17 protein-coding genes and 1 pseudogene are annotated in these 22746 nt (G+C 64.1%); 8 read left to right on the forward strand and 10 right to left on the reverse strand.

Going from position 1 to position 22746, the window contains the following annotated elements; genetic code table 11:
- Nucleotides 1-30 precede the first annotated feature (30 nt).
- Nucleotides 31-954, reverse strand: a complete 924-nt coding sequence (locus HV753_RS01840; protein ID WP_175172721.1) for a c-type cytochrome — start codon at nucleotides 952-954, stop codon at nucleotides 31-33.
- Nucleotides 951-1655: a c-type cytochrome gene (locus HV753_RS01845; RefSeq protein WP_175172722.1), complete on the reverse strand. Its 705-nt coding sequence runs from the start codon at nucleotides 1653-1655 to the stop codon at nucleotides 951-953. Before HV753_RS01845 ends, HV753_RS01840 begins: the two co-directional genes overlap by 4 nt.
- A gap of 231 nt (nucleotides 1656-1886) precedes the next feature.
- Here HV753_RS01845 and HV753_RS01850 point away from each other — a divergent pair, with 231 nt between their 5' ends.
- The gene (locus HV753_RS01850; protein ID WP_175172723.1) at nucleotides 1887-2657 is read left to right on the forward strand and encodes an SDR family oxidoreductase; all 771 of its coding nucleotides are present in this window, start codon (nucleotides 1887-1889) and stop codon (nucleotides 2655-2657) included.
- A gap of 107 nt (nucleotides 2658-2764) precedes the next feature.
- Here the strand turns inward: HV753_RS01850 and HV753_RS01855 are convergent, their stop codons facing one another.
- From HV753_RS01855 to HV753_RS01865, 3 genes are all read right to left on the reverse strand, one after another.
- The gene (locus HV753_RS01855) at nucleotides 2765-3361 is read right to left on the reverse strand and encodes a C40 family peptidase (RefSeq protein ID WP_175172724.1); all 597 of its coding nucleotides are present in this window, start codon (nucleotides 3359-3361) and stop codon (nucleotides 2765-2767) included.
- A 213-nt stretch (nucleotides 3362-3574) separates the two neighbouring features.
- Nucleotides 3575-5674 (reverse strand): TonB-dependent receptor, encoded by a 2100-nt coding sequence (locus HV753_RS01860; RefSeq protein WP_175172725.1) that lies wholly within the window; start codon nucleotides 5672-5674, stop codon nucleotides 3575-3577.
- Between the two features lie 67 nt (nucleotides 5675-5741).
- A complete protein-coding gene (locus HV753_RS01865) occupies nucleotides 5742-6095 on the reverse strand; it encodes a hypothetical protein (RefSeq protein WP_175172726.1) in 354 nt (117 codons plus the stop codon).
- A gap of 148 nt (nucleotides 6096-6243) precedes the next feature.
- On the opposite strand from HV753_RS01865, the gene HV753_RS01870 reads away from it, so the two are divergent.
- Nucleotides 6244-7743 carry an AMP nucleosidase gene (locus tag HV753_RS01870; protein ID WP_425485866.1) on the forward strand — a complete coding sequence of 500 codons (1500 nt, stop codon included), beginning with the start codon at nucleotides 6244-6246 and terminating at the stop codon, nucleotides 7741-7743.
- A gap of 203 nt (nucleotides 7744-7946) precedes the next feature.
- Nucleotides 7947-9434 carry an amino acid permease gene (locus HV753_RS01875; protein WP_175173633.1) on the forward strand — a complete coding sequence of 496 codons (1488 nt, stop codon included), beginning with the start codon at nucleotides 7947-7949 and terminating at the stop codon, nucleotides 9432-9434.
- Nucleotides 9435-9464: 30 nt separating this feature from the next.
- On the opposite strand, the gene HV753_RS01880 is transcribed toward HV753_RS01875, so the two are convergent.
- On the reverse strand, nucleotides 9465-10631 hold the full coding sequence (locus HV753_RS01880) for an NAD(P)/FAD-dependent oxidoreductase (protein WP_175172727.1): 1167 nt from the start codon (nucleotides 10629-10631) through the stop codon (nucleotides 9465-9467).
- A 45-nt stretch (nucleotides 10632-10676) separates the two neighbouring features.
- Entirely contained in the window at nucleotides 10677-11609 is a 933-nt protein-coding gene (locus tag HV753_RS01885) for a YicC/YloC family endoribonuclease (RefSeq protein ID WP_175172728.1), read from the reverse strand.
- A 73-nt stretch (nucleotides 11610-11682) separates the two neighbouring features.
- Between HV753_RS01885 and rph the strand changes: the two genes are divergently transcribed.
- Nucleotides 11683-12453, forward strand: a complete 771-nt coding sequence (gene rph, locus HV753_RS01890) for a ribonuclease PH (protein WP_246288116.1) — start codon at nucleotides 11683-11685, stop codon at nucleotides 12451-12453.
- Nucleotides 12454-12754: 301 nt separating this feature from the next.
- Here the strand turns inward: rph and HV753_RS01895 are convergent, their stop codons facing one another.
- A complete protein-coding gene (locus HV753_RS01895; RefSeq protein ID WP_175172729.1) occupies nucleotides 12755-14131 on the reverse strand; it encodes an MmgE/PrpD family protein in 1377 nt (458 codons plus the stop codon).
- Nucleotides 14132-14144: 13 nt separating this feature from the next.
- The gene (locus tag HV753_RS01900) at nucleotides 14145-15305 is read right to left on the reverse strand and encodes an acyl-CoA dehydrogenase family protein (protein WP_175172730.1); all 1161 of its coding nucleotides are present in this window, start codon (nucleotides 15303-15305) and stop codon (nucleotides 14145-14147) included.
- 227 nt (nucleotides 15306-15532) lie between these two features.
- Between HV753_RS01900 and HV753_RS01905 the strand changes: the two are divergent.
- Nucleotides 15533-16966 (forward strand): annotated as a pseudogene (locus HV753_RS01905) (methyl-accepting chemotaxis protein); the annotation flags it as partial.
- A gap of 153 nt (nucleotides 16967-17119) precedes the next feature.
- On the opposite strand, the gene HV753_RS01910 reads toward HV753_RS01905, so the two are convergent.
- Nucleotides 17120-18916 carry an EAL domain-containing protein gene (locus tag HV753_RS01910; RefSeq protein ID WP_175172731.1) on the reverse strand — a complete coding sequence of 599 codons (1797 nt, stop codon included), beginning with the start codon at nucleotides 18914-18916 and terminating at the stop codon, nucleotides 17120-17122.
- 252 nt (nucleotides 18917-19168) lie between these two features.
- On the opposite strand from HV753_RS01910, the gene rdgB reads away from it, so the two are divergent.
- From rdgB to glnA, 3 genes are all read left to right on the forward strand, one after another.
- Nucleotides 19169-19792, forward strand: coding sequence for an RdgB/HAM1 family non-canonical purine NTP pyrophosphatase (gene rdgB, locus HV753_RS01915; protein ID WP_175172732.1), 624 nt, complete (start codon nucleotides 19169-19171; stop codon nucleotides 19790-19792).
- A 41-nt stretch (nucleotides 19793-19833) separates the two neighbouring features.
- Complete coding sequence (gene hemW, locus HV753_RS01920) at nucleotides 19834-21054, forward strand: radical SAM family heme chaperone HemW (protein ID WP_175172733.1); 1221 nt, start codon at nucleotides 19834-19836, stop codon at nucleotides 21052-21054.
- 184 nt (nucleotides 21055-21238) lie between these two features.
- On the forward strand, nucleotides 21239-22651 hold the full coding sequence (glnA, locus tag HV753_RS01925) for a type I glutamate--ammonia ligase (protein WP_175172734.1): 1413 nt from the start codon (nucleotides 21239-21241) through the stop codon (nucleotides 22649-22651).
- Nucleotides 22652-22746 lie beyond the last annotated feature (95 nt).

The raw sequence follows: 22746 nt of genomic DNA on the forward strand, positions 1-22746 counted from the left end.
CCCGCTGTCCGGCCGTGCGATTTGTCATCCTTAGCCGGCCGGCTTGGCCGCAGCCTGGATCAGCTTGCCGCCGGGGGCGGGGGAATCGCTGCCCAACAGATGACCGTTGACCTCGATGCCGTACAGCGAATCGTCCGAGTCATGATATTTGGCCCGTGTCGCCGCGACGGATCCGGCGTAGCGCGGGTCTTGCGGCCGTTCGTGGGCGTTCATGAAATAGGCCACGTCCCAAGCTTCCTGGTCGTTCAGCATGCCGGCCTGGCCTAGCGGCATGTTGGCCTTGATGAAGCCGGCGGCGTTGCCGATCTGATGCATGCCGGCTCCCCAGTTGAAGGAGTCGGGGCCCCACAGCGCCGGGAACACCCAGTGCTTGCCTTGCTTCTGGCCCTGGCCTTCTGCACCGTGGCAGACCGCGCAATATTGGGCATAGACCTCGCTGCCACGCACGTAATCGGCCTTTTGAGCCGGGGCGGGCAGTTTGCGATAGCCCTGACCCTCCAGCACCACGCCGGTGGGCGCCTTGCTGGCCAGCCAGAACATATAGGTTTGCAGCGCCGTCAGCGTGGGGTCGTCCGCGGCAGGCGCCTTGCCGTTCATGCTGAACCGGAAACAGCCTTGCAGCCGTTCGGCCAGCGTATTGACGTGTTGGTTCTTGGCGCGATACGCGGGATACAGCACATAGGCTGCCCACATGGGGGCGGAATCCGGGCGGCGTCCGGCGTCCAGATGGCAACTGGCGCAGTTCAGGTCGTTGCCGACGAATTTACCGGCCATTTGCGGCGTATGCAGGAAGATCTGCTCTCCCTGACGCACGATCTTACCGAACTCGGTGTCGGGCAGAGAGGCGGCCGACGGCGGCGTGAAGGCGGGGCGCGGGTCTGCGGCAAGCGCCGTCATGGCGAAGGTCAGGCCGACGGCGGCGAGTCCCAAGCGGGACAGTGAAAATTGGGTCATTGCTTGGTCCCCTCGGCAGGGCTGCCTTGCGCGGCAAGCAGGTCGGCGGCTTTGGGCAGGCCGGCGTAATAAGCGGACACGGCGTCGATCTCGGCGTCGGTCAGGCGGGTGGCGACGGCGGGCATCAGGCCCAGCGGACCAGGCGGTCGCTGGCCTTGCCGCCAGGCGCGCAATTGACCGGCGATGTAGGCGGCGGGCTGGCCGGCCAGGCCGGGGAAATTGTCGCCGACACCGATGCCGCCTGGGCCGTGGCACTGATTACAGGCGGGCACGTTCTTGTCCCAGGCGCCTCGGGTCGCCAGCCAGGCGCCGGTATCGGCGGGCTTGACCGGATGCATCGCGGTGGCGGCCAGGCGATCGATGTTCAGCGGGGACGGCAGGCCGGCGTAGTAGGCGGCCACGGCTTGCTGTTGCGCCGGGTCCAGCGCCTTGGCGGTGGCGGCCATGACGGGGCTGACACGAGAGCCATTGGCCATGGCTTCGAGTTGCTCTGTCAGGTATTTGGCACCGATGCCCGCCAATTGGGGAAAGCCGGCGGCGGGGTTGCCTTCACCGCGGGCGCCATGACAGGTGATACAGGCGGGTGCGCCATTGGCGCCCTGAGTGCTGATCTGCTTGCCGTCAGGCGCGGCTTGCGCGCTGGCCGCCGTGGCGAATAGCGCTCCAAGCACCAGTGCGCCGGGGAGGGACCGTGGGGTCATGGTTGCCTGCTCCGAGGAATGTTATTGGATTTCGGGTAATAAGCTAATTTCCATAAATTATATAAAGACTTGTGACAGATCAACGCGAAATCGTCCACTTGATTGTGCGCCGCGCCGTTTCTTTTGCTTGCGCGCCATGGCCGGAAAGTGTGTCTTGGCTGCTAACTTTGCTTGCAGCATCGGCGGATTGATTGGGGTAGCATCTCGCCGATTGATAACAAGGAGAATCCGATGCATGCGAACGAGATCGAGCCGCCCCGCGTTGCCTTAGTGACCGGTGCCGGCACCGGAATTGGACGCGCGGTAGCGCTGGAATTGCTGGCCCAGGGCTATCGCGTGGTGTTGGCCGGCCGCCGCCGCGAGCCGCTGGAAGCCACCCGCACCGCAGCGGGAGAAGACGGCGTGCGGGCGCTGGTGGTGCCTACCGACGTGACTGATGAAAACGCGGTGCGCGATTTGTTCGACACGGCGCAGCGTGAATATGGACGGCTGGATGTGCTGTTCAACAACGCAGGGCGTGGTGCGCCCGCGATGCCCATCGAAGAATTGCCGGTGGCAGTCTGGCGCGAAGTCGTCGATACCAATCTGACCGGCATGTTCCTGTGCGCGCAAGCGGCCATCCGCATCATGAAGGCGCAGACGCCGCAAGGTGGCCGGATCATCAACAACGGATCGATTTCGTCGCACGCGCCGCGGCCATTCTCCATTGCCTACACCGCCACCAAGCACGCGGTGACCGGGCTGACCAAGTCAATTTCATTGGATTGCCGGCCCTACGGGATCGCCTGCGGCCAGATCGATATCGGCAATGCCGCTACCGACATGACCGAGCGCATGGCGGCCGGCATCCTGCAAGCGGACGGCAGCACGAAGGTCGAACCGCGGATGGATGTGGCGCATGTGGCGCAGGCGGTTGCCGCCATGGCGCGCTTGCCGTTGGAAGCCAACGTGCAGTTCATGACCATCATGGCCACCAACATGCCCTTCGTGGGCCGAGGTTGAATGCGCGAACAGCCTGCGGCGGGATGCTCCCGTGGCAGGCTGTTTCGTCCCTCAAGAAGGCGCCCGGCAGGCGCCTTTTTTTCGCCCCGATCTTGCCGGAACGACGCTTAGCGTGAAGCTTGAGCCAGCATCTGGCCCTGCGTCGTATCCAGGTAGCGCCGCGCGCCGACGTAGCGCTTGGTCCAGTAGGGATTCTTCATTTCGTCGACCCGCACCTTGGTGCCGCGGCGCGGCGCGTGGACGAACTTGTTCTGGCCGATGTAGATGCCGACGTGCGAGGTCACACCGCGTCCGCGCGTGGCGAAGAACACCAGGTCGCCGGGACGCAGCGCATTCTTGCTGGCCACGGATTGCCCTGCGGTGCGTTGCGCGCGCGCGGTGCGGGGGAGTTCGAGTCCGGCGATTTCGCGGAAGACATACAGGACCAAGCCGCTGCAATCGAAACCCTCGGCGTCGTCGCCGCCCCAGCTGTAGGGAGTGCCGATCGCGTCCAGGCCGGCTTGCACCACGCGGTCACGCAGAGTGGGAACCGTGGGCTCTTGCGCCAGGCGCAGACCACTGAGCGTCGGGCGGGCTTGCTCGGACGGAATGGACGCCTGGGCGGCGCCGGGTATCCAGGAAAGGGTCAGGGCCAGGAGGGGCGCTGATAGGAAAACGGGAATGCTGAAATTGGCAATTCGGACTTTTCGCGTGGGCGGAGTCATTACGTCACTTCAAAAATCGGAGTGGGCGGCATGGCTTTGCCATCAGGGGCAAGCCGGCGGAAAGGGGGGGCAACCGGCGTGCGCAAGCCCGGAATGCTTGCAAATTATAGTGTAATAAAGTTTCATTACATTTGTAGTGCAATGCAGCATTATTTGGCCGGAATCGTTACGCCGCGCCCTGGGCGAGACGTAACGATCGCAAGAGTCCAGCCGTCAGAAGCTGCCGCGCAGGCCAACCATGACGGCACGTCCGCCTTCGGGTGCAACATCACGCAGCACTGATGTCGCGTAGCGGATGTCCTGGTTCGTCAGGTTGATGCCGCGCACGTAGGCCTGCCATTGCACGCCGACGGTCTTGAAGCGGTAGCCGGCGTTGGCATCCAGGCTGTAATAGCCCGGCGTCGAGGTGTCGTTGGCGGGGTGGTCGTGTTGTGCAAAGGCTTTGGATACGCTGATGCCTGCGCTGTACGGGCCATAGCCGTAATCCAAGGCCACGCGAAGACGCAGGGGCGGGATCCGGGGCAAGGAACGGCCCGTGTCGCGATTGCGAGACACCGTGTAGTCCCCCGACAAGCCCAGATCCAGTGCATGGCCGTCGCGTTGCAGCACGCGGGTCACGTTTTCGGCTTCCAGTCCGTACAGACGCGCAGGCACGCCCTGGTAGCGCGCCTCGGGCAACGCGCCATCGCTGCCGGCGGCCAGCAGATCGCCATCGTCGTTGCGGTAGCGGCCGGTATTCGTCTCGGCCAGGTAGTTGGCGAAGCTGCTGTAGAACAGGCCCACGCTGCCGTGATCGGCGCCATCCTTGTAACGCAAGGACAAATCACCCGACCAGGCGCGTTCCTTGCCCAGGTTCTGATCGCCGACCAGATATTGGCCCGTCGCGGCATGCGGGCCGTTGGCATATAGCTCATAGAAAGTGGGCGCGCGTTCGGTATAGGCGCCGTTGGCGGCGAGCGACCAGATCGGGGTCAGCTTGTAGACACCGCCCAGCGAAAAGCTGCCCGCCGTGAAGCTGCGGCGGGCCGAATCGTCAAAGCGTTCATTGCCGCCCGCGGCGGGGCTGAGCCGCGTGTAGTCCATGCGGGCGCCTGCCGACAGGGTCAGGCGGTCGGTCAGATTCCATTCCTCGACAGCGAAGAGCGCCGCGGAGTCGGTGTCGGTGGTCGGCACCAGGGCTTCGTCGCCCAGCGCGGAAAAGCGCGTCTGCCCCAATTGCAGTCCGACCACGCCATGCAGGGGGCCGATATCGGCGTGCCGGGCCTCGATGCGGGCCTCATAGCCGCGGTTCTTGAAGATCGTACCGGTTTCCCCGCCTTCGATTTCCTTATGTTGATAGTCGGTGTAGGCGAAGTTCAACTTGATGCTTTGGAACGGGCCGGTCAGATCGCGCAGCTCCCCCGCGAAGCCGAAGCGTTCCTGGTGCATGTCGATGCGCACGTCCTCTTCGGCCACGGAACCGTAGTTGGCGTCGTAGCCGCTGTAGGACAGGCCGGCATAGCCGTGTTCGCCGGTCCAGGACATGCCCAGGGCGCCGCCGCTGGCCTCGCCGTCACTGTTGGGCAGGCGGTTTTGGGGCTGTTCGGCGTCGGGGCCGTCTGCCGCGCGCTGTTGCGCGGTGCGGGCGTAACCGGGGATACGCAGGGTGCCGGTCTTGCGGCCGAATACGTCGGCGTGGATGGCGAAGGTGCCGTCGCCGCCTTCCAGTTGCACGGCGCCATTGCGGTCGTTGTTGGCGCCGCCGTAGCTGCCGCCCACGTCGCCGTGCATCCCGTCAATCGGTTCAGTCGGAATGCGGTTGTCCAGCGTGTTGACGACGCCGCCGATGGCATTGCCGCCATACAGCAGCGCGGCCGGGCCGCGCAGGATCTCGACGCGATTGGTCGATAGCGGGTCTTGGGGCACGGCATGGTCGAACGACAGTGATGACGCATCCAGCGTGCCGACGCCGTTGTTCAGCAAGCGGATGCGGTCGCCATCCAGCCCACGGATGATCGGGCGGCCCACCATGGGGCCGTAGCTGGTGGTGGATACGCCAGGCAGTCCGTTCAACGTTTCGCCCAGGTTCGAGCCCCGGCGCAGGTCCAGTTCCTGGCCTTGCAGGATGGTGGAGGGCGAGGCAAGCGCGTCGCTGCCCAACGGGTTCGCGGTGATGATGACAGGCGACAGCGTGGCCGTGTCGGGGGCGGCCTGGGCGCGGGCAGCGGCAGGCAAGGCCAGGGGCAGGGCATAGAGGCAGGCAAGGGCCAGCGGACGCAGGGCGAAGGCGCGCAAGGGCGCACGAGCCCCGGCGGCGAAAGTCGGGAAGTTCATGGTGGCAATCCAGGGAGCCAGCAGAGGCGCTGGCGGGGGAAATCGGGAAACGCAGGAGCGGCGGATTTCAGCCCTGGAGAGGCGGGGCGCGAGTTTGGAACCAGGTGCCGCCGATGGCGGCGGCGCCGGCGGGCAGATGGGTGGCGGGGGCCGAATCGGCAAGGGGCTCGCCCATCCACTCGAATGACGACGGTAGCGTCGCATCCAGCAGGTCCCACAATTGGCAAAGGTCGCAATGCGCCAGCTTTTCGTGGGGATGGGCGTCGTCCTGGCTGGTGGCGGGGACATCGCCCAGATGGGTCAGCGCGTGGCGCAGACTGCCCATGGGCGCCAGCAACAAGCAGGCTGACAGCCAGGCAAGCACGATCCAGCGCGCAAGCAGCGGCGGGGTGGCGTGACGATGGCCTGGCAGGGGCGGCATGGGAGGGGGGAAAACTTAAAGAATCGGAATGATATATTGTTTCTTTATCGTTGGCGATGGCGGCGCAGTGCCGGCGTGCCTGAATATGACGCTTCATCTGCCCTACGCTCGGGCATAATCGGCAGACAAGAAAGCGGAGTAAAGCTCAATGATGAACGCAGTACACCCTTTGTCGTCGATGAACCGGCCCGATGCCTTGCCCTTTGAACCCTTCCTGGACGCTCAGGCCGCGGTGGACCGGCTGGCCGAAATCTACGCGCGCAACACGGCTTTCCTGCGCGCTGCTTTCCGCGAGGTCCTGAAGGGCAGCGGCAATGGCCGCGAACGCGCCCGCGCCTATTACCCCGCCATCCGCATCGTGGTGGAAACGTATGACCCGATCGACACGCGCTTGTCCTACGGCCACGTGGCCGAGCCCGGCATCTACCAGACCACCATTACGCAACCCGAGCTGTTCCGCGATTACCTGATCGAGCAGGTCGGCCAACTGTTGCAAAACCACCGCGTCGCGGTGGAGGTCGGCGAATCCGATTCCCCCATTCCGCTGCATTTCGCGTTTCCGGAAGGCGCGTATGTCGAAGGCGAACACCTGGAGGCGTTGAAGCGCCCCTTGCGTGATCTGTTCGACGTGCCTGACCTGGCCGTGACCGACGACGCCATCGTCAACGGTTCCTGGCGCGGCAAGGAGGGCGAACCCAAGCCGCTGGCTCCGTTCACCGCGCAGCGCGTGGACTATTCGCTGCACCGCTTGCAGCACTACACGTCGACCGCGCCTGCGCACTTCCAGAATTTCGTGCTGTTCACCAACTACCAGTTCTATGTGGACGAGTTCTGCGCCCGCGCGCGCGCCTTGATGGCCAGCGGCAACGAGGACTACGACATGCTGGTCGAACCGGGCAACCGCATCACGCGCCGAGGTGAAAGCGGTCCCGGCGATGAAGAGCAGGCGACCCGGTTGCCGCAGATGCCCGCCTACCACTTGGTACGTGGCGATCATTCGGGCATTACGCTGGTGAATATCGGCGTGGGGCCGTCCAACGCAAAGACAATCACCGATCACATCGCCGTATTGCGTCCGCATGCCTGGCTGATGCTGGGCCATTGCGCCGGATTGCGGGATTCGCAACGCTTGGGCGACTACGTGCTGGCCCACGGCTATGTCCGCGAGGACCACGTCCTTGACGCCGACTTGCCGACTTGGGTGCCGGTGCCAGCGCTGGCGGAAGTGCAGGTCGCGCTGGAGCAGGCCGTGGAGGAAGTGGCTGGCCTGTCCGGTTGGGACTTGAAGCGCATCATGCGCACCGGCACGGTCGCCACGATCGACAACCGCAACTGGGAACTGCGCGATCATCTGGAACTGGTCGAGCGTTTTGCGCAGTCGCGGGCCATCGCGTTGGATATGGAATCGGCCACCATCGCCGCCAATGGTTTCCGCTTCCGGGTGCCGTACGGCACATTGCTGTGCGTGTCGGACAAGCCCTTGCACGGCGAACTGAAGCTGCCCGGCATGGCCAGCGTGTTCTATCGCCGGCAGGTCAATCAGCATCTGGAGATCGGTATTCGCGCCCTGGAACGGCTGCGTGACATGCCGCCAGAGCGGCTGCATTCGCGCAAACTGCGTACCTTCATGGAAACGGCTTTCCAATAACTGGATCCGTCCCCCAGGCCCCGCCATTTTTCGTGGCGGGGCTGTTTGCGCTATCCTCGCGCGTTGCTCGGTAATCCCAAGGCACCCGCAGCGCATCGCGTGGGTGCCTTCATGACGTGAAGGAAAGCATTTTGGCACCATCGGAACACGATGACCGCCGCGTAGGCGGCACGGGCGCGGCAGGGGCGGAACAGCCGTCCGAACTGCGCCGTACCCTGTCCGCGCGCCACCTGACGATGATCGCGGTAGGCGGGTCCATCGGGACCGGCCTGTTCGTGGCCTCGGGGGCGACCATCGCGAAGGCGGGACCTGGCGGCGCGCTGCTGGGCTACGTGCTGATCGGGGTGATGGTCTATTTCCTGATGACCAGCCTGGGTGAATTGGCTGCCGCGATGCCGGTTTCGGGCTCCTTTTCCACTTACGGCGCCCGCTACGTCGAAGACGGATTTGGCTTCGCGCTGGGTTGGAACTATTGGTACAACTGGGCGGTTACCGTGGCGGTGGACCTGGTGGCCGCGCAGCTTGTCATGGCGTACTGGTTTCCCGACGTGCCCGGCTTCTACTGGAGCGCCTTGTTCCTGGCGATCACCTTCGGCCTGAACGCGATGTCGGCACGGGGCTTCGGGGAGGCGGAGTTCTGGTTCGCCCTGATCAAGGTGCTGGCCGTGCTGGGATTCGTTGCCATGGGGGTGATGATGTTGCTGGGCATCATCCGCGGCGGCGAAGCCGGCGGCGTGGCCAACTGGACCATCGGCGACGCGCCATTCGCAGGCGGCTTCGCGGCGCTGATCGGCGTGGCCATGGTGGTGGGCTTTTCGTTCCAGGGCACCGAATTGATCGGCATCGCCGCTGGTGAATCGAAAGACCCGGCGCGTAACCTGCCGCGCGCGGTGCGTCAGGTGTTCTGGCGCATTCTGCTGTTCTATGTGATGGCCATCCTGGTGATCGGCCTGCTGATTCCCTATACCGATCCGCATCTGCTGCGCAACGAGGTCGAAGACATCAGCGTCAGCCCATTTGCATTGATTTTTGAACGCGCTGGTCTGTTGGGGGCGGCGTCCGTCATGAATGCCGTGGTGCTGACGTCGGTGCTGTCCGCGGGCAACTCGGGCATGTACGCCGCTACGCGCATGTTGTACAGCCTGGCGCGTGAAGGCAAGGCACCACGCATTTTCGGCCGCATTTCGCGCAGCGGCGTGCCGCTGTGGGCGCTGCTGGCCACGACGGTCGTGGCAGCCTTGTGCTTCTTCACGTTTATCTTTAGCCCCAACGCCGTTTACATCTGGCTGTTGAATACGTCGGGCATGACGGGGTTCATCGCGTGGCTGGGCATTGCGATCAGCCACTACCGATTCCGCCGCGGTTACGTCAAACAGGGCCATAACCTGGCGGACCTGCCTTACGTGTCGCCATTCTTCCCGTTTGGCCCGATCTTCGCGTTTGTGCTGTGCCTGGTCATCACGCTGGGTCAGAACTATCAGGCCTTCCTGCAAGACCGGATCGATTGGGGCGGCGTGGTGGCGACTTATGTGGGTATTCCGCTATTCCTGCTGATCTGGCTGGGATACCGGCTGGCGCGCGGTTCGCGCTTCATCAGCTACCGGGACATGCGGTTTCCCGATGCGCGTGCGCGCAGCCAGTATCTGGATTCGGCGTTGCGCGGTGAACCTGCCGCCGGCGAGGTCCGGTAAGAAGCGCCTGCTCGCCGGGCAAGGACATCGTCAGATGATGTTCTTCTCGCGCAGCGGGCGGTTTTCCAGAATGCGCTGAAACGACAGGGGCGACAGGTCCAGGCTTTGGTATTCCCCATGGGCCAGCAGTTCTGCGATGCCGCGTCCCGCGGCGGGCGCCTGTTGCAGGCCATGGCCTGAAAAACCGTTGACGAAGTACAGGTTGGGGCAATCGGGGTGGGCACCGATGATGGCGTTCTGGTCGAACAGATTCATCTCGTAGTAGCCCGCCCAGGCGCTTTGGACCCGCACGGCTTCAAATGCGGGCACGCGCCGGGCGAGAAGCGGCCAGACATGGGCGTCGAACGCCTCGTGTTGCGCGTCCAGCGGCAGATCGTCGGCGTCGTCGGCGGGATCGGGGGCGAAGCCGCACAGGAATTTTCCGCCTTCAGGGCGGAACCAGATGCCGGATGGGTCGATCAATAGCGGACACCTCGGCAGCGTTTCGGGGCAACTGAAGCTGAATACGGTGCGGCGCCGGGCGCGCACTGGGAGATCGATGCCCGCCCAGCGAGCCACTCGGGCAGCCCAGGGGCCGGCGGCATTGACGACAGCGTCACAGGCCAACGCCGCGCCATTGTTCAACCAGACGCCGTTGATTCTGCTGCCTTCACGCAATAAACCAACCGCTTCGGCACGCACGTAGCGCACGCCTTGTGCGATGGCCTTTTTGCGCAGGGCCTGCATCAGGCCATAGCCATCGAACCAACCTTCGCCAGATAGCCCCAGCGCACCCAACGACAGGTCGCCGGTATGCAGCCACGGAAAGCGCGTGCCCAACTCGGCGGGTTGCAGCAGCGCGACGTCCACGCCGTGCGCGATCTGGGTTGCATGGTTTTCTCGCAGGGCGGCACTGCCTGCGGCGCTGGCCAGATATAGATAGCCGGGCTCGGTCAGACCGACGTCTGGCGCCGGATCGTCGACATACAGCGTGGAATGCAGCGAGCGAAGAAACGCGAGGCCCGCTTGTGACATGCCGATGTTGACCGGGCTGGAGAACTGCTGGCGGATCGAACTGGCCGACAGCGCAGAAGACGCCTGCGCATAGGTCGGGTCGCGTTCAATCACGGTGACATCGAAGGCGCCGGGCTTCTGGCTAAGAAAATAAGCAACGGAGCTGCCCACAGCCCCTCCGCCTATGACGACGACACGTTGCATGGAATGGGGTCCGGTTCAGCCGTTGACGCGCCACACGCAGCGCGTTTACTCGATGTTCTGCGCCTGTTCGCGCATTTGCTCAATCAGCAGTTTCAAATCCATGGCGGCGCGCGTGACTTCCATGCTGCCTGCCTTGGAACCCAGCGTATTGGCTTCGCGGTTCATTTCCTGGAACAGGAAGTCCAGCCGCTTGCCGGCGCTGCCCGCATTCTTCTTGCCAGAGGCAGACTTGCCGCCGCCGTCGGTCAACAGGTGGCGCAGCTCTTCCAGATGCGAGCGCAGGCGCGACAGTTCTTCCGCCACGTCGATGCGCAGCGCGAACAAATTCGCTTCCTGCGACAAGCGTTCGGACAACTCGGCGCCCGAGATATGGGTAAAACCACCCGGGAAAGCCGATTCCACGCTTTCGCGCAGCTTGGCTGCCAGTTTGTCACGGTGGTCGGCCAGCAACTGGGGCAGGTGAGCCTGCACGATGTCCACGACGCGCGCCACGCCGTCGGCGCATTCACGCATCATGCCAGCCAGGCGTTCGCCTTCGCGGGCGCGGCCTTCCTGTAATTGGGTCAGCGCTTGCTGGCCGGCTTGCAGGCATGCGGCGCCCCAGAGTTGCGGATCCAGCGCATCGTTGCCGCGCTGGCCAGGCCAGTTGAAAAGCTCCACCAGGCGGGGCGGGGCGATGTCGGGGACGATGCGGCGGGCAGCTTGCAACTGCTCGGCCAGGCTTTCCAGCCACGCCGGGTCAAGCTTGGACAGGTCGGTGCTGGCGGTGCGCGTGAACGAGACCCGGATTTCGACTTTGCCGCGCGCCAGATTGGCGGTCAGCAGTTCACGCAGGGGTGTTTCCACATGCCGCAGTTCATCAGGCAGGCGGAAATACAGGTCAAGAAAGCGGCTGTTGACGCTGCGCAGTTCGATGGCAAGCGTGCCTTGTTCCAAATCTGCTCGGGCGTTGCCGAAGGCGGTCATGCTGCGAATCATGGTGGGCGTTTCCAGGTGATATATCGCGGCAGGATACTCCAACCCGCGATTTCCTGCGGCGCCAGCCCTTACAATGCGGCGAATCAATATTCATGCCTGGAGTCTGCCTGTGACCACTACGCCCACCATCGCTCGTCCGTCCGGCCGTGCCGTTGACGAATTGCGGCCGTTCAGCCTGGAGCGCGGGTTCACGCGCTACGCCGAGGGGTCGGTGCTGGTGAAAGCCGGCGATACCCATGTGCTGTGCACGGCCAGCGTGCTGGAGAAGGTGCCGCCGTTCCTGAAAGGCAAGGGCGAAGGTTGGGTGACGGCGGAATACGGCATGCTTCCGCGCGCCACGCATACGCGCGGCGACCGCGAAGCGGCGCGCGGCAAGCAAAGCGGCCGCACGCAAGAGATCCAACGCCTGATCGGCCGAAGCCTGCGCGCGGTATTCGATATGAAAGCGCTGGGCGAACGCACGCTGCATCTGGATTGCGACGTGTTGCAGGCCGACGGCGGCACGCGATGCGCCAGCATCACGGGCGCCTGGGTGGCGGCGGCCGACGCCGTGGCCCTGCTGATGAAGCGCGGCGACCTGACGGCAAACCCGATCCGCGACACGGTCGCGGCCGTGTCTGTCGGCTTGGTGCAAGGCCGCTCGGTGCTGGATCTGGACTACATGGAAGATTCGGCCTGCGACGCCGACGTCAACGTCATCATGACCGGCAGCGGCGCATTCGTTGAAGTGCAGGGCACGGGCGAAGGCGCAACCTTCACCCGCGCCGAACTGGACACCATGCTGGTGCTGGCCGAAGGCGGCATCGCCAGCCTGGTCCGGGCGCAACGCGCGGCGCTAGCCTGAGGCACCACGTTCTCAAGATGAAATTGGGCGTAGGATGGGTGTAGCGCGAGAAATCGGCGCCAAGAACGCCGATTCCCAGCGCGCGCAACCCATCAAGCAGCGGTGATTTCGTGGCAGAGTTAGCCACAACGCAACGGTCGTTTGATGGGTTGCGCGCGTTGGATGGCCGCCTTCTTGTTCAGGATATCTCGCGCTACACCCATCCTACGGTAACGCGCCTGGTTATGGACGCGAGAGGCAGCGAGGCCGGGTGATAGAAGCCAGAAGCAACCGTTATCCGTGCCGTCGTTGCGATTTGCCGTTATCCGCGTGCTAGCAGCGCGCCGACCTTTTCCACCTTTTCCAGCCCCCAGATCGTGTCGATCAAGCCGCGCAATTCCTTTTCGGATGCCGCGTCGGCATAACGGCCCAAACTGAGGGTCTTGTCTTCGATCTCGGGACGGCTCAAGGTGTTGCCGGGGTCGCCCTTGGGTTCGTCCACGCGGCCATGCACGGTGCGGCCATCGCGGGTGGTGACGGTGACTTTGCCGATCCAGCGTTGCGGATAGGCGCTGTCGACTTCCGGGTCCAGCGCCATTTCAACTTTGCCACGGAAGGCGGCGACCGCCGGGTCATCCAATCCCGCGTCGAATTCCGCCAGCCCCGCACGGCCCTGGCGGGCGATCAAGGCCAGCACGGTGCCCATCGAGAACTTGGACTGGTGAACCGTCTGCGGATTCACGACCGGGCCCAGCACGTCGATGGCGCCTTGGTGAACATGGGCCACCACGTGTTCGACATCGGCTTCGGTCAGGTTGTTGTCGCGCAGCGCTTGTTGCAGCGCATCGGCAGCCGGGTGGGTATGGCGGCACGACGCATGGAATTTGAATGACGTTTCGATCAGGGCCCAGCGTTCGCCCAGGCGGTCGCAGAGCTTTGACGGGTCGGCATCGGTGGACATGCCGGCCGCCATGCCTTGCGGGCCTTCCAGGATGTGACGGGCGCCGGTGAAGCCTTCACGCGCCAGATAGGCGGCGGTGATGCCGTCGGCGGCAGCCTTGGCCGTGTGCAATTGCTTGGAGTCGGCCGCATCACGCAGGAATTCCCATAGGCCTGCGGCCTGTGTGCCGGCCGAGCCCAGCGCGTGCAGCATTTGTTCGGGCGTCAGTTTCAAAAGACGTCCGACCGTGACCGCCGCGGCCAACGTGCCCGCAGTGCCGGTCGTGTGGAAGATCTTGTAGTGCGAGCGGCCCAGGAATTCGCCGACGCGGATGCCGACTTCGTAGCCGGCCACGGCGGCAACAAGCAGATCGCGGCCCGAGCTGCCCAGCGCTTGCGCGACTGCCAGCGCGGGCGGGAAGACGACGGCGGCCGGGTGGAACACTGACCCGTTATGCACATCGTCCTGCTCAACCACGTGGGCCGCGGCTGCGTTGACCATGGCGGCGAACAGGGGCGACGTGCGGCGGCGGGTGATCAGCACTTCGCTGGGGCCGTCGGCGGGTCCCATGGCGGCGGCGTAGCGGTCGATGGCTTGCACGGCGCGGGCGGATGCACCGGCCAGGATCGAGGCCAGGCAATCCAGCAACAGGTCTTCGGCGCGGCGCAGGACCGGCGCGGGGATGTCCTCGTAGCGCAGGTTGGCGGCAAAGGCCGCGAGTTCGGCACTGAGATGGGGGGTATCTTTGGCGGCGTTCATCGGCATGGTCGGGTCAGAAAGAGCGGGGCAGGCCCAGGATGTGTTCGGCGACGTAGGACAGGATCAAATTGGTGGAAATAGGCGCCACCTGATACAGCCGCGTCTCGCGGAACTTGCGCTCGACGTCGTACTCCGTCGCAAAACCAAAGCCGCCATGGAATTGCAGGCAGGCGTTGGCGGCCTCCCAGGACGCATCGGCGGCAAGCAGCTTGGCCATGTTGGCCTGGGCGCCGCAGGGCTGGTGCGCGTCAAACAGCCGGCAGGCTTCATAGCGCATCAGGCTGGCCGCTTCCACGTTGATGTGGGCGCGGGCGATGGGGAACTGCACGCCCTGGTTCTGGCCGATGGGGCGGCCGAACACCATGCGTTCCTTGGCGTAGGCCGTCACCTTGTCCACGAACCAGTAGCCGTCGCCAATGCACTCGGCGGCGATCAGCGTGCGTTCGGCGTTCAGGCCGTCCAGGATGTACTTGAAGCCTTTGCCTTCTTCGCCGATCAGGTTTTCGACGGGGATTTCCAAATTGTCGAAGAACAGTTCGTTGGTCTCGTGGTTGACCATGTTGGGGATCGGGCGAATCGCCATGCCGTGTTTCACGGCGTGATGCAGGTCCACCAGGAAGATCGACATGCCTTCGGACTTGCGCGTGACCTGGTCCAGCGGCGTCGTGCGCGCCAGCAGAATCATCAGGTCGGAATGCTGCACGCGCGAAATCCAGACCTTTTGGCCGTTGATGACGTAGCGGTCGCCGCGGCGCACGGCGGTGGTCTTGATCTTGGTCGTGTCCGTGCCGGTGGTGGGTTCGGTGACGCCCATGGATTGCAGGCGCAGTTCGCCGGCGGCGATACGGGGCAGATATTCGCGCTTCTGGGCCTCGGAGCCGTGGCGCAGCAGTGTGCCCATGTTGTACATCTGGCCGTGGCAGGCGCCGGAGTTGCCGCCGCTGCGGTTGATCTCTTCCATGATGACCGATGCTTCGGTCAGGCCCAGGCCCGAACCGCCATATTCCTGCGGAATCAATGCGGCCAGCCAGCCAGCTTCGGTCAACGCGCGGACAAAGTCATCGGGATAGCCGCGTTCTTCGTCGATCTTGCGGAAATACTCGGAGGGGAACTGGGCGCAAAGGTCGCGCACGGCTTCGCGGATGTCCTGATAGTCGTGAGAGGCGTGGGGCATAGGGCTGCTGGTTGATGGTGGGAATGGTTCGGTACAGCATCGAATGTGCCGCAAGGGGACGCTGCTGCCAATTCACAATTCCTTAATACGGGGTTCCTGTTCGCAAAAGCGCGGTTTCATGACGAGCGTTCGTCATGCGCCTGGCCAGGTTGTGTCAAGAAATTGCCAAACTGGATGTCCATAATCCGTTGCACTGCGTCTAGGCGCCAGGCTATTTACGGATGGATATGCGGAAAAATCTCAGGGTCACCACGGCGGTATCGGCCATTCTGGCGTTGTTTGTGGTGCTGTTCGCCGTGGCGGCGGCGGCGGGCATCGCGGTGCTGCGCGACAACCGCGCCGATATCGAGGCCTTGGGCCGCGGCAGTATCGAGCGGGCCAGCGATCTGGCCAACATGACGAGCCGCCTGTTCCAGGCGCGAGCCGCGCTGACCGATGCCAAGACGGGCATGGAAGGCGGCCTGGAAGCCGCCCGCGATGAATCCCTGGCGCAAGCGGACGTACTGCTCAAGCAGGCAGGCGCCAGCCTGGCACGCCTGCGAGACAATCCCGACGTCAGTGCGCAAGGCGGGCCGTTGTTCGAGCAGGTGTTGAAGGCTTACGGCACGTTCGCCGAGCAGACGCTTCTACCCATGCAGAAAGCCATTCAGGGATGGAACGGCATCGAGGTCAATCGCCTGGTGGACAAAGTGCTGCCCGCCAGCGGCGCCGCCTACGTCAAGCAGGCGGATGCCTATCAGACCTATTCGCGCGATCAGGGGCAGGCCGCGGTGGCCGGCGCCAGCCAGACGCTGGAGCGCGTGATCGGGGTGGCGGCGGGCGTGCTGGGCGTGGTGCTGTTGCTGGCCGTGCTGATCCGGCTGGCGTTCCGCCGCAGCATCCTGCGGCCGTTGAACGAAGCCGGCGCCCACTTTGACCGCATCGCCGACGGCGACTTGACCGGGGCCATCGCCGTCCGTGGCGATAACGAGATTGGCGTGCTGTATTCAGCCATGCGCCGCATGCAGACCGGCCTGTCGGCGGCCGTGGCTTCAGTGCGCCACGGTGTCGAGGAAATCCATACCGGTTCAGGCGAGATCGCAGCAGGCGGGGCCGACATGTCCGACCGCACCGCGCGACAGGCCGGTTCGCTGCAAGAGGCGGCCGCCAACATGACGCAGTTGGCGCATACCGTTCAGATGACGGCGGGCAACGCCGATCAGGCCAGCCGGCAGGCCGAAAGCGCCACCCGGCTGGCGCAACGCGGCGGTCAAGCGGTGGATGAAGTCGTGCAGAGCATGCGGGGCATTGCCGATAGCGCACGTCGTATCGGCGAGATCGTGGGCGTAGTGGACAGCATCGCCTTCCAGACGAACATCCTGGCGCTGAACGCCGCGGTGGAAGCGGCACGGGCGGGCGAACAGGGCAAGGGCTTTGCCGTGGTCGCGGGCGAAGTGCGTTCGTTGGCACAGCGCAGCGCGCAAGCCGCCAAGGAAATCAAGGGCTTGATCGAGGATTCCGCCTCGCGGGTCGAGGCGGGCGTGCGCCAGGTGAATCTGGCTGGCGACACGATGCGCGATATGGTGGTGTCGGTTGACCGGGTGACGCAGATCGTGGCCGAGATTTCCAGCGCCACGGCCGAGCAGGCTGCGGGCATCGCGTCGGTGAACGATGCGGTGGCCGATATCGAACGCTCCACGCAAGAGAATGCGGCGATGGTCGAACAGACCGCGGCGGCCGCAGCGGCTTTGGAGATTCAGGCGCAAGGCCTGCGCCGCGCGGTGGCGGTATTCCAGATTGCGCAGGCGGCGCAGAACGCCGCCGCCGTGCAGACCTCAGTCGGCCAATTGCGGCAGGGCGCCACCGGTGTAGCGCTCGATCACCAGCGACAGGTTCCCATGCTTGACCTTGTGCTTGACATGGGCAGCGGCCGACGCGATGTCCTCCGGGCGGATGCGCTCGCATAGGGAAGGCGTGACGGTGAGCGCGCCCACGCCCAGCGTCACGAAGGGGAAGAAGCGCGGCACGCCATAACGGTCTTCGGCTTCAATGCCGCCGTTATGGCGGCCTTGATCGTCATACAGATCAATGGCTTGTTCGTTGAATTCGACAATGATGCGCTGTACGCGCTGCATCCAGTCCAGGCTGCGAAACAGCACCACGAAGTCGTCGCCGCCCACGTGCCCAACGAAGTCTCGCAGCGGATCGCAATGCCGTTTGACGACTTCGGCGGTCAACATGATCATGTCGTCGCCTCGCCAATAGCCGTATACGTCGTTGAATGGCTTGAAATTGTTCAGGTCGCCGTAGCAGATCGTGAAGTCGGCGGCATCCTCCAGCAAGGTGGCGATGTGGCGGCTGATGGGGATGTTGCCTGGCAAGGACGTCAGCGGGTTGGCATAGCGTGCCGCTTCGATCCGCATCTCGGTCACTGAACGCACCAGTGTCTCGCCCGTGGCCAGGCCGTCGTAGCGGCCATCTCGCGTGATGATCAAGCCGTCCATCAGGTAGCGCTGGTCTTCCGAGATCAGCACGTGGCTGAGCTGGTCGATGGAAACGTTCAGATCCACCAGCACGGGCTCCGCGTTCATGAACGTTGAGCAGGCATCGCGGCCGAACAATTCCCGCGTATAGCGCTGAGCGTAGTGCTCCGAGAAATCACGGCGGTTGATGATGCCCACCGGACGGTTGTCGGCATCGACGACCGCGACGGCGTGCATGTTCTTGTGTTCGATGAACAGCCGGTGCACGTCGTCATTGGTGTGCTTGTTCAGCAACGCCGCAGGCGCTTCCACGCGCAGGCTGGCGGCGGTGCCGCCCGTGGCGCGCTGGGACAAGGGCGTCGGGCTGCGCACCCGTAGCGAATCGCGCAGAGGCGGCGTCAATTCGGTCAGCAGCGTTTCTTCGGGCCGGCCGAGGAACCAGCCTTGCGCGTATCGGATGTCCAGATCGCGCACCACGGCCAGGTCTTCCGCGGTTTCGATGCCTTCGGCGACGATGGCCGTGCCCAGGTGCTGCGCCACTTTCAGGATGGCGCGCACCATGTTCTGCTTGCGATCGCTCTGGCCAATGCCGTCAAAAAAATAGCGGTCGATCTTCACCAGGTCAGGCTGCATCTCGGACCACAGTTGCAGATTGGAGTTGCCCACGCCGTAATCGTCCAGCGCAATGCGCATGCCACGTTCACGCAGGCATGCGAAGGCGTTGCCCAATTCGTTCATGTGATCGGACAGCGGGTCTTGTTCGGTCAGTTCGACGATGATGCTGGACGGCTCCAAGGCGCAATCCTTCAGCAGGCGCAGGGGCATGTCATCGCCCCACAGCGTCCAGTAGTGGATCAGCGCCGAACCCGACAGGTTGAGGAACAGCTTGCCGGCCGCTTCATTGTCCTGAAAGCCTTGCGCGCCCGCGCGGAAGCTGGCCAGTTCAAGCTGTGGATGCAGTCCTTGGCGGCGTGCTTCGGCAAACAAGGCGTCGGGAAAGTGCAGGGCGGTGTTGGCCGGACCCCGGATCAGGCTTTCATGGCCGTAGATGCGGCTGTGCGACAGGTCGACAACGGGCTGGTAGCGGGGCCGCAGCAGTCGTTCCCGCAGAATGCCGGCAAGGCCGGCGGGGGCAGGCGAGGCGCCCATTGAGGAATGGGGCGCGCGGGCCGCGGCCGGCCGAGACATAGCGTGAAGGGAGGTCATCGCCGAGGGCGTCAGATACGATCAGTGACAAGATTTATGATCTTGACGACAGATTATGTCTGCGTTGTTGCCACGGCGCGCAATCTTCATGTGCCGTTGCATCGCCGTCAATCTCGATTCCGATGTCCATCCGGCGCGCAGGGGCATCGGGAACACCGGCGGCGCGCGCAGGCTGCGCCCTATACAATTTGCCTTATGACTTCCCCCAAAATCCCCGATTCTCTGCGCCGCGTTGTGCTCGCGTCCAATAATGCAGGCAAGTTGCGCGAGTTTTCCGCCTTGTTTGCCCCCCTGGGCATCGAATTGGTCCCCCAAGGCGAATTGGGCGTGCCCGAGGCTGAAGAACCGCATGTCACGTTTGTCGAGAACGCGCTGACCAAGGCACGCCACGCCAGCCGTCTGACCGGGCTGCCGGCGCTGGCCGATGATTCCGGCCTGTGCGTGGCCGCGCTGGACGGTGCGCCGGGCGTCTATTCGGCCCGCTACGCGAAGATGCATGGCGGCGAAAAGTCCGATCAGGCCAACAATGCGTTGTTGGTGCAGAAGCTGGCGGGCCAGGCCGACCGGCGCGCTTGGTATGTCGCGGTGCTGGCGCTGGTGCGGTCGGAGAATGACCCGTGCCCCCTGATCGGTGAAGGCCTGTGGCATGGCGAGATCATCGATCAGCCCGAAGGCGCGAACGGCTTTGGCTACGATCCCCATTTCTACTTGCCCGACATGGCGCTGACCGCCGCGACGCTCGATCCCGAGGAAAAGAACCGCGTCAGCCATCGCGCCCGCGCCCTGCGCGAACTGTTGAGCAAGCTGAGCCAAGCTTAAGGATAAGGAGCGTGGCCGCCACGCCCGCTCCAGGAAACCGCATGTCCATCACCATTCCCATCCGCAATGACATGGGCGCATCGCCGTCGCGCCTGCGCTTGCCTGCCGGCGCCACGCTGTCCAGCCTGCCGCCGTTGTCCATCTACGTCCACGTGCCCTGGTGCGTGCGCAAATGCCCGTATTGCGACTTCAATTCCCACGCTGCACCGGGTGAAATCCCCGAGCGCGCCTATCTGGACGCCTTGCGTTCCGACCTGGAACAGGCGCTGCCGTCCATCTGGGGCCGGCAGGTCGTGTCCGTCTTCATTGGCGGCGGCACACCCAGCCTGCTGTCGTCGGCCGGACTGGACGAATTGCTGGCCATGTTGCGGGCCTGTCTGAACCTTTGGCCGGACGCCGAAATCACCATGGAGGCCAACCCCGGCACCGCCGAGGCCAGCCGCTTCCGTGACTATGCCGCCAGCGGTGTGACGCGCTTCTCGCTGGGCATCCAGAGTTTTGATGATGCCCAATTGAAAAAGCTGGGGCGCATCCATGATGCCGAACAGGCCCGGGCGGCCATCGGCATGGCGCAGCGTGCCGTCTCTCGCGTGAACCTGGACATGATGTTCGCGTTGCCGGGCCAAACGCTTGCCGCCTGTGTGGACGATCTGCGCGAGGCCATTTCATTCGGCACCGAGCATCTGTCGCTGTATCACCTGACGATGGAACCCAACACCGTCTTCGCCAAATTCCCACCCGAGGAGTTGCCCGATGATGACACCAGTGCCGCCATGCAGGACGCGGTGGAAGCGGAACTGGCCGCCGCTGGCTTGGCCCGTTACGAGGTGTCCGCCTACGCCAAGCCGGGCGCCCGCTGCCGCCACAATCTGAACTACTGGGAGTTTGGCGACTATCTGGGCATAGGCCCCGGTGCGCACGGCAAGCTGTCATTCCACGACCGTATCGTGCGGGAGGCACGGCTGCGCAGCCCTGACTCCTGGATGCACGCCGCGATGGCCCGAGACGGCAGTCATCTGGCGGAAAGCCGCCAGGTTGGCCCGGACGAACTGCCTTTTGAATTCATGCTCAATGCGCTGCGGCTGAAGGACGGGGTGCCCAGCACGGCGTTCAACGAACGCACTGGCCTGTCGCTGGCCGCCATTGCGCACCAATTGGAGGCAGCCACCAAACGGGGCCTCCTGGATGGCGATCCGACCCGCTTGCGGGCGACGCCCTTGGGCTGGCGGTTCTTGAATGATCTCCAGGAAATGTTCCTGTAGCAGCCAGGCACCAACTTGGGGCAATCATGCCCCACTATTTGCACCAAAGTGGTGCTACATTTTTTTGTGACTGCGATGCCTTCCCCGGGGAATCCCGGGGGTAAAAGCTGGCACGCTTATTGCTTCCCTCTTTTATGCCAGTCGAGAGGCAAAGCCCTCGACCCTTTTATCTAATGGAGATGACATGGCAAGCCCGAAAGACGTCCTGAAACAGATCGCCGATAACGAAGTCAAATTCGTGGATTTCCGCTTTACCGACACGGTTGGCCGTGAGCACCACGTTTCCGTGCCCACCAGCCAGATCGACGAAGACAAGCTGGAAAGCGGCCAGGCTTTCGACGGTTCGTCGATCCCGGGTTGGAAGGGCATCGAAGCTTCCGACATGCTGCTCATCCCCGACTGCTCCACGGGCAACCTGGATCCGTTCCGCGAAGAGCCGACGCTGATCCTGTCGTGCGACGTCGTTGAACCGTCGGACCTGAAGGGCTATGACCGCGACCCGCGTTCGCTGGCCAAGCGCGCCGAAGCCTACCTGAAGTCCTCCGGCCTGGGCGACACCGCCTACTTTGGTCCGGAACCCGAATTCTTCGTGTTCGACGGCGTGACCTGGAACACCGACATGTCGGGCACGTTCGTCAAGATCAAGTCCGAAGAAGCTTCGTGGTCCAGCGGCCAGGAATTCGAAGGCGGCAACACCGGCCATCGTCCGCTCGTCAAGGGCGGCTACTTCCCCGTTCCGCCGGTTGATTCGTTCCAGGACATGCGCTCGGAAATGTGCCTGCTGATGGAACAAATGGGCGTGCCGGTTGAAGTGCACCACCACGAAGTGGCCGGCGCCGGCCAGCTGGAAATCGGCACCAAGTTCAGCACGCTGGTTCAGCGCGCCGACTGGACGCAGATCGTCAAGTACGTGGTGCACAACGTGGCCCACGCCTACGGCAAGACCGCGACCTTCATGCCCAAGCCCATCGTTGGCGACAACGGCTCTGGCATGCACGTGCACCAATCCATCTGGAAGGATGGCCAGAACCTGTTCGCGGGCAACGGCTACGCCGGCCTGTCGGAATTCGCGCTGTACTACATCGGCGGCATCATCAAGCACGCTCGCGCGCTGAACGCCATCACCAACCCGGGCACGAACTCGTACAAGCGTTTGGTTCCGCACTACGAAGCGCCGGTCAAGCTGGCTTACTCGGCTCGCAACCGTTCGGCATCGATCCGCATTCCGTACGTCGGCAACCCGAAGGGCCGCCGTGTTGAAGCGCGTTTCCCGGACCCGCTGGCCAACCCGTACCTGGCTTTCTCGGCCCTGATGATGGCCGGCCTGGACGGCGTCCAGAACAAGATCCACCCGGGCGATCCGGCCGACAAGAACCTGTACGACCTGCCGCCGGAAGAAGACGCGAAGATCCCGACCGTGTGCTCCTCGCTGGAGCAGGCGCTGGAAGCCCTGGACCAGGACCGCGAGTTCCTGACCCGTGGCGGCGTCTTCAGCAACGACATGCTCAACGCCTACATCGATTTGAAGATGAACGATGTGAATCGTCTGCGCATGACGACCCACCCGGTCGAATTCGACATGTACTACAGCCTCTGATTCGTTAGAGGCTGTGGCGGGGGGGAGCGCGATGATGTAGGCAGAAACCAGGGCCCACACCACGCGCACCACCCGGTCGCGGCTCGACGGTTTGT

Source organism: Achromobacter pestifer, from assembly GCF_902859625.1.
GTDB lineage: Bacteria > Pseudomonadota > Gammaproteobacteria > Burkholderiales > Burkholderiaceae_B > Achromobacter > Achromobacter pestifer.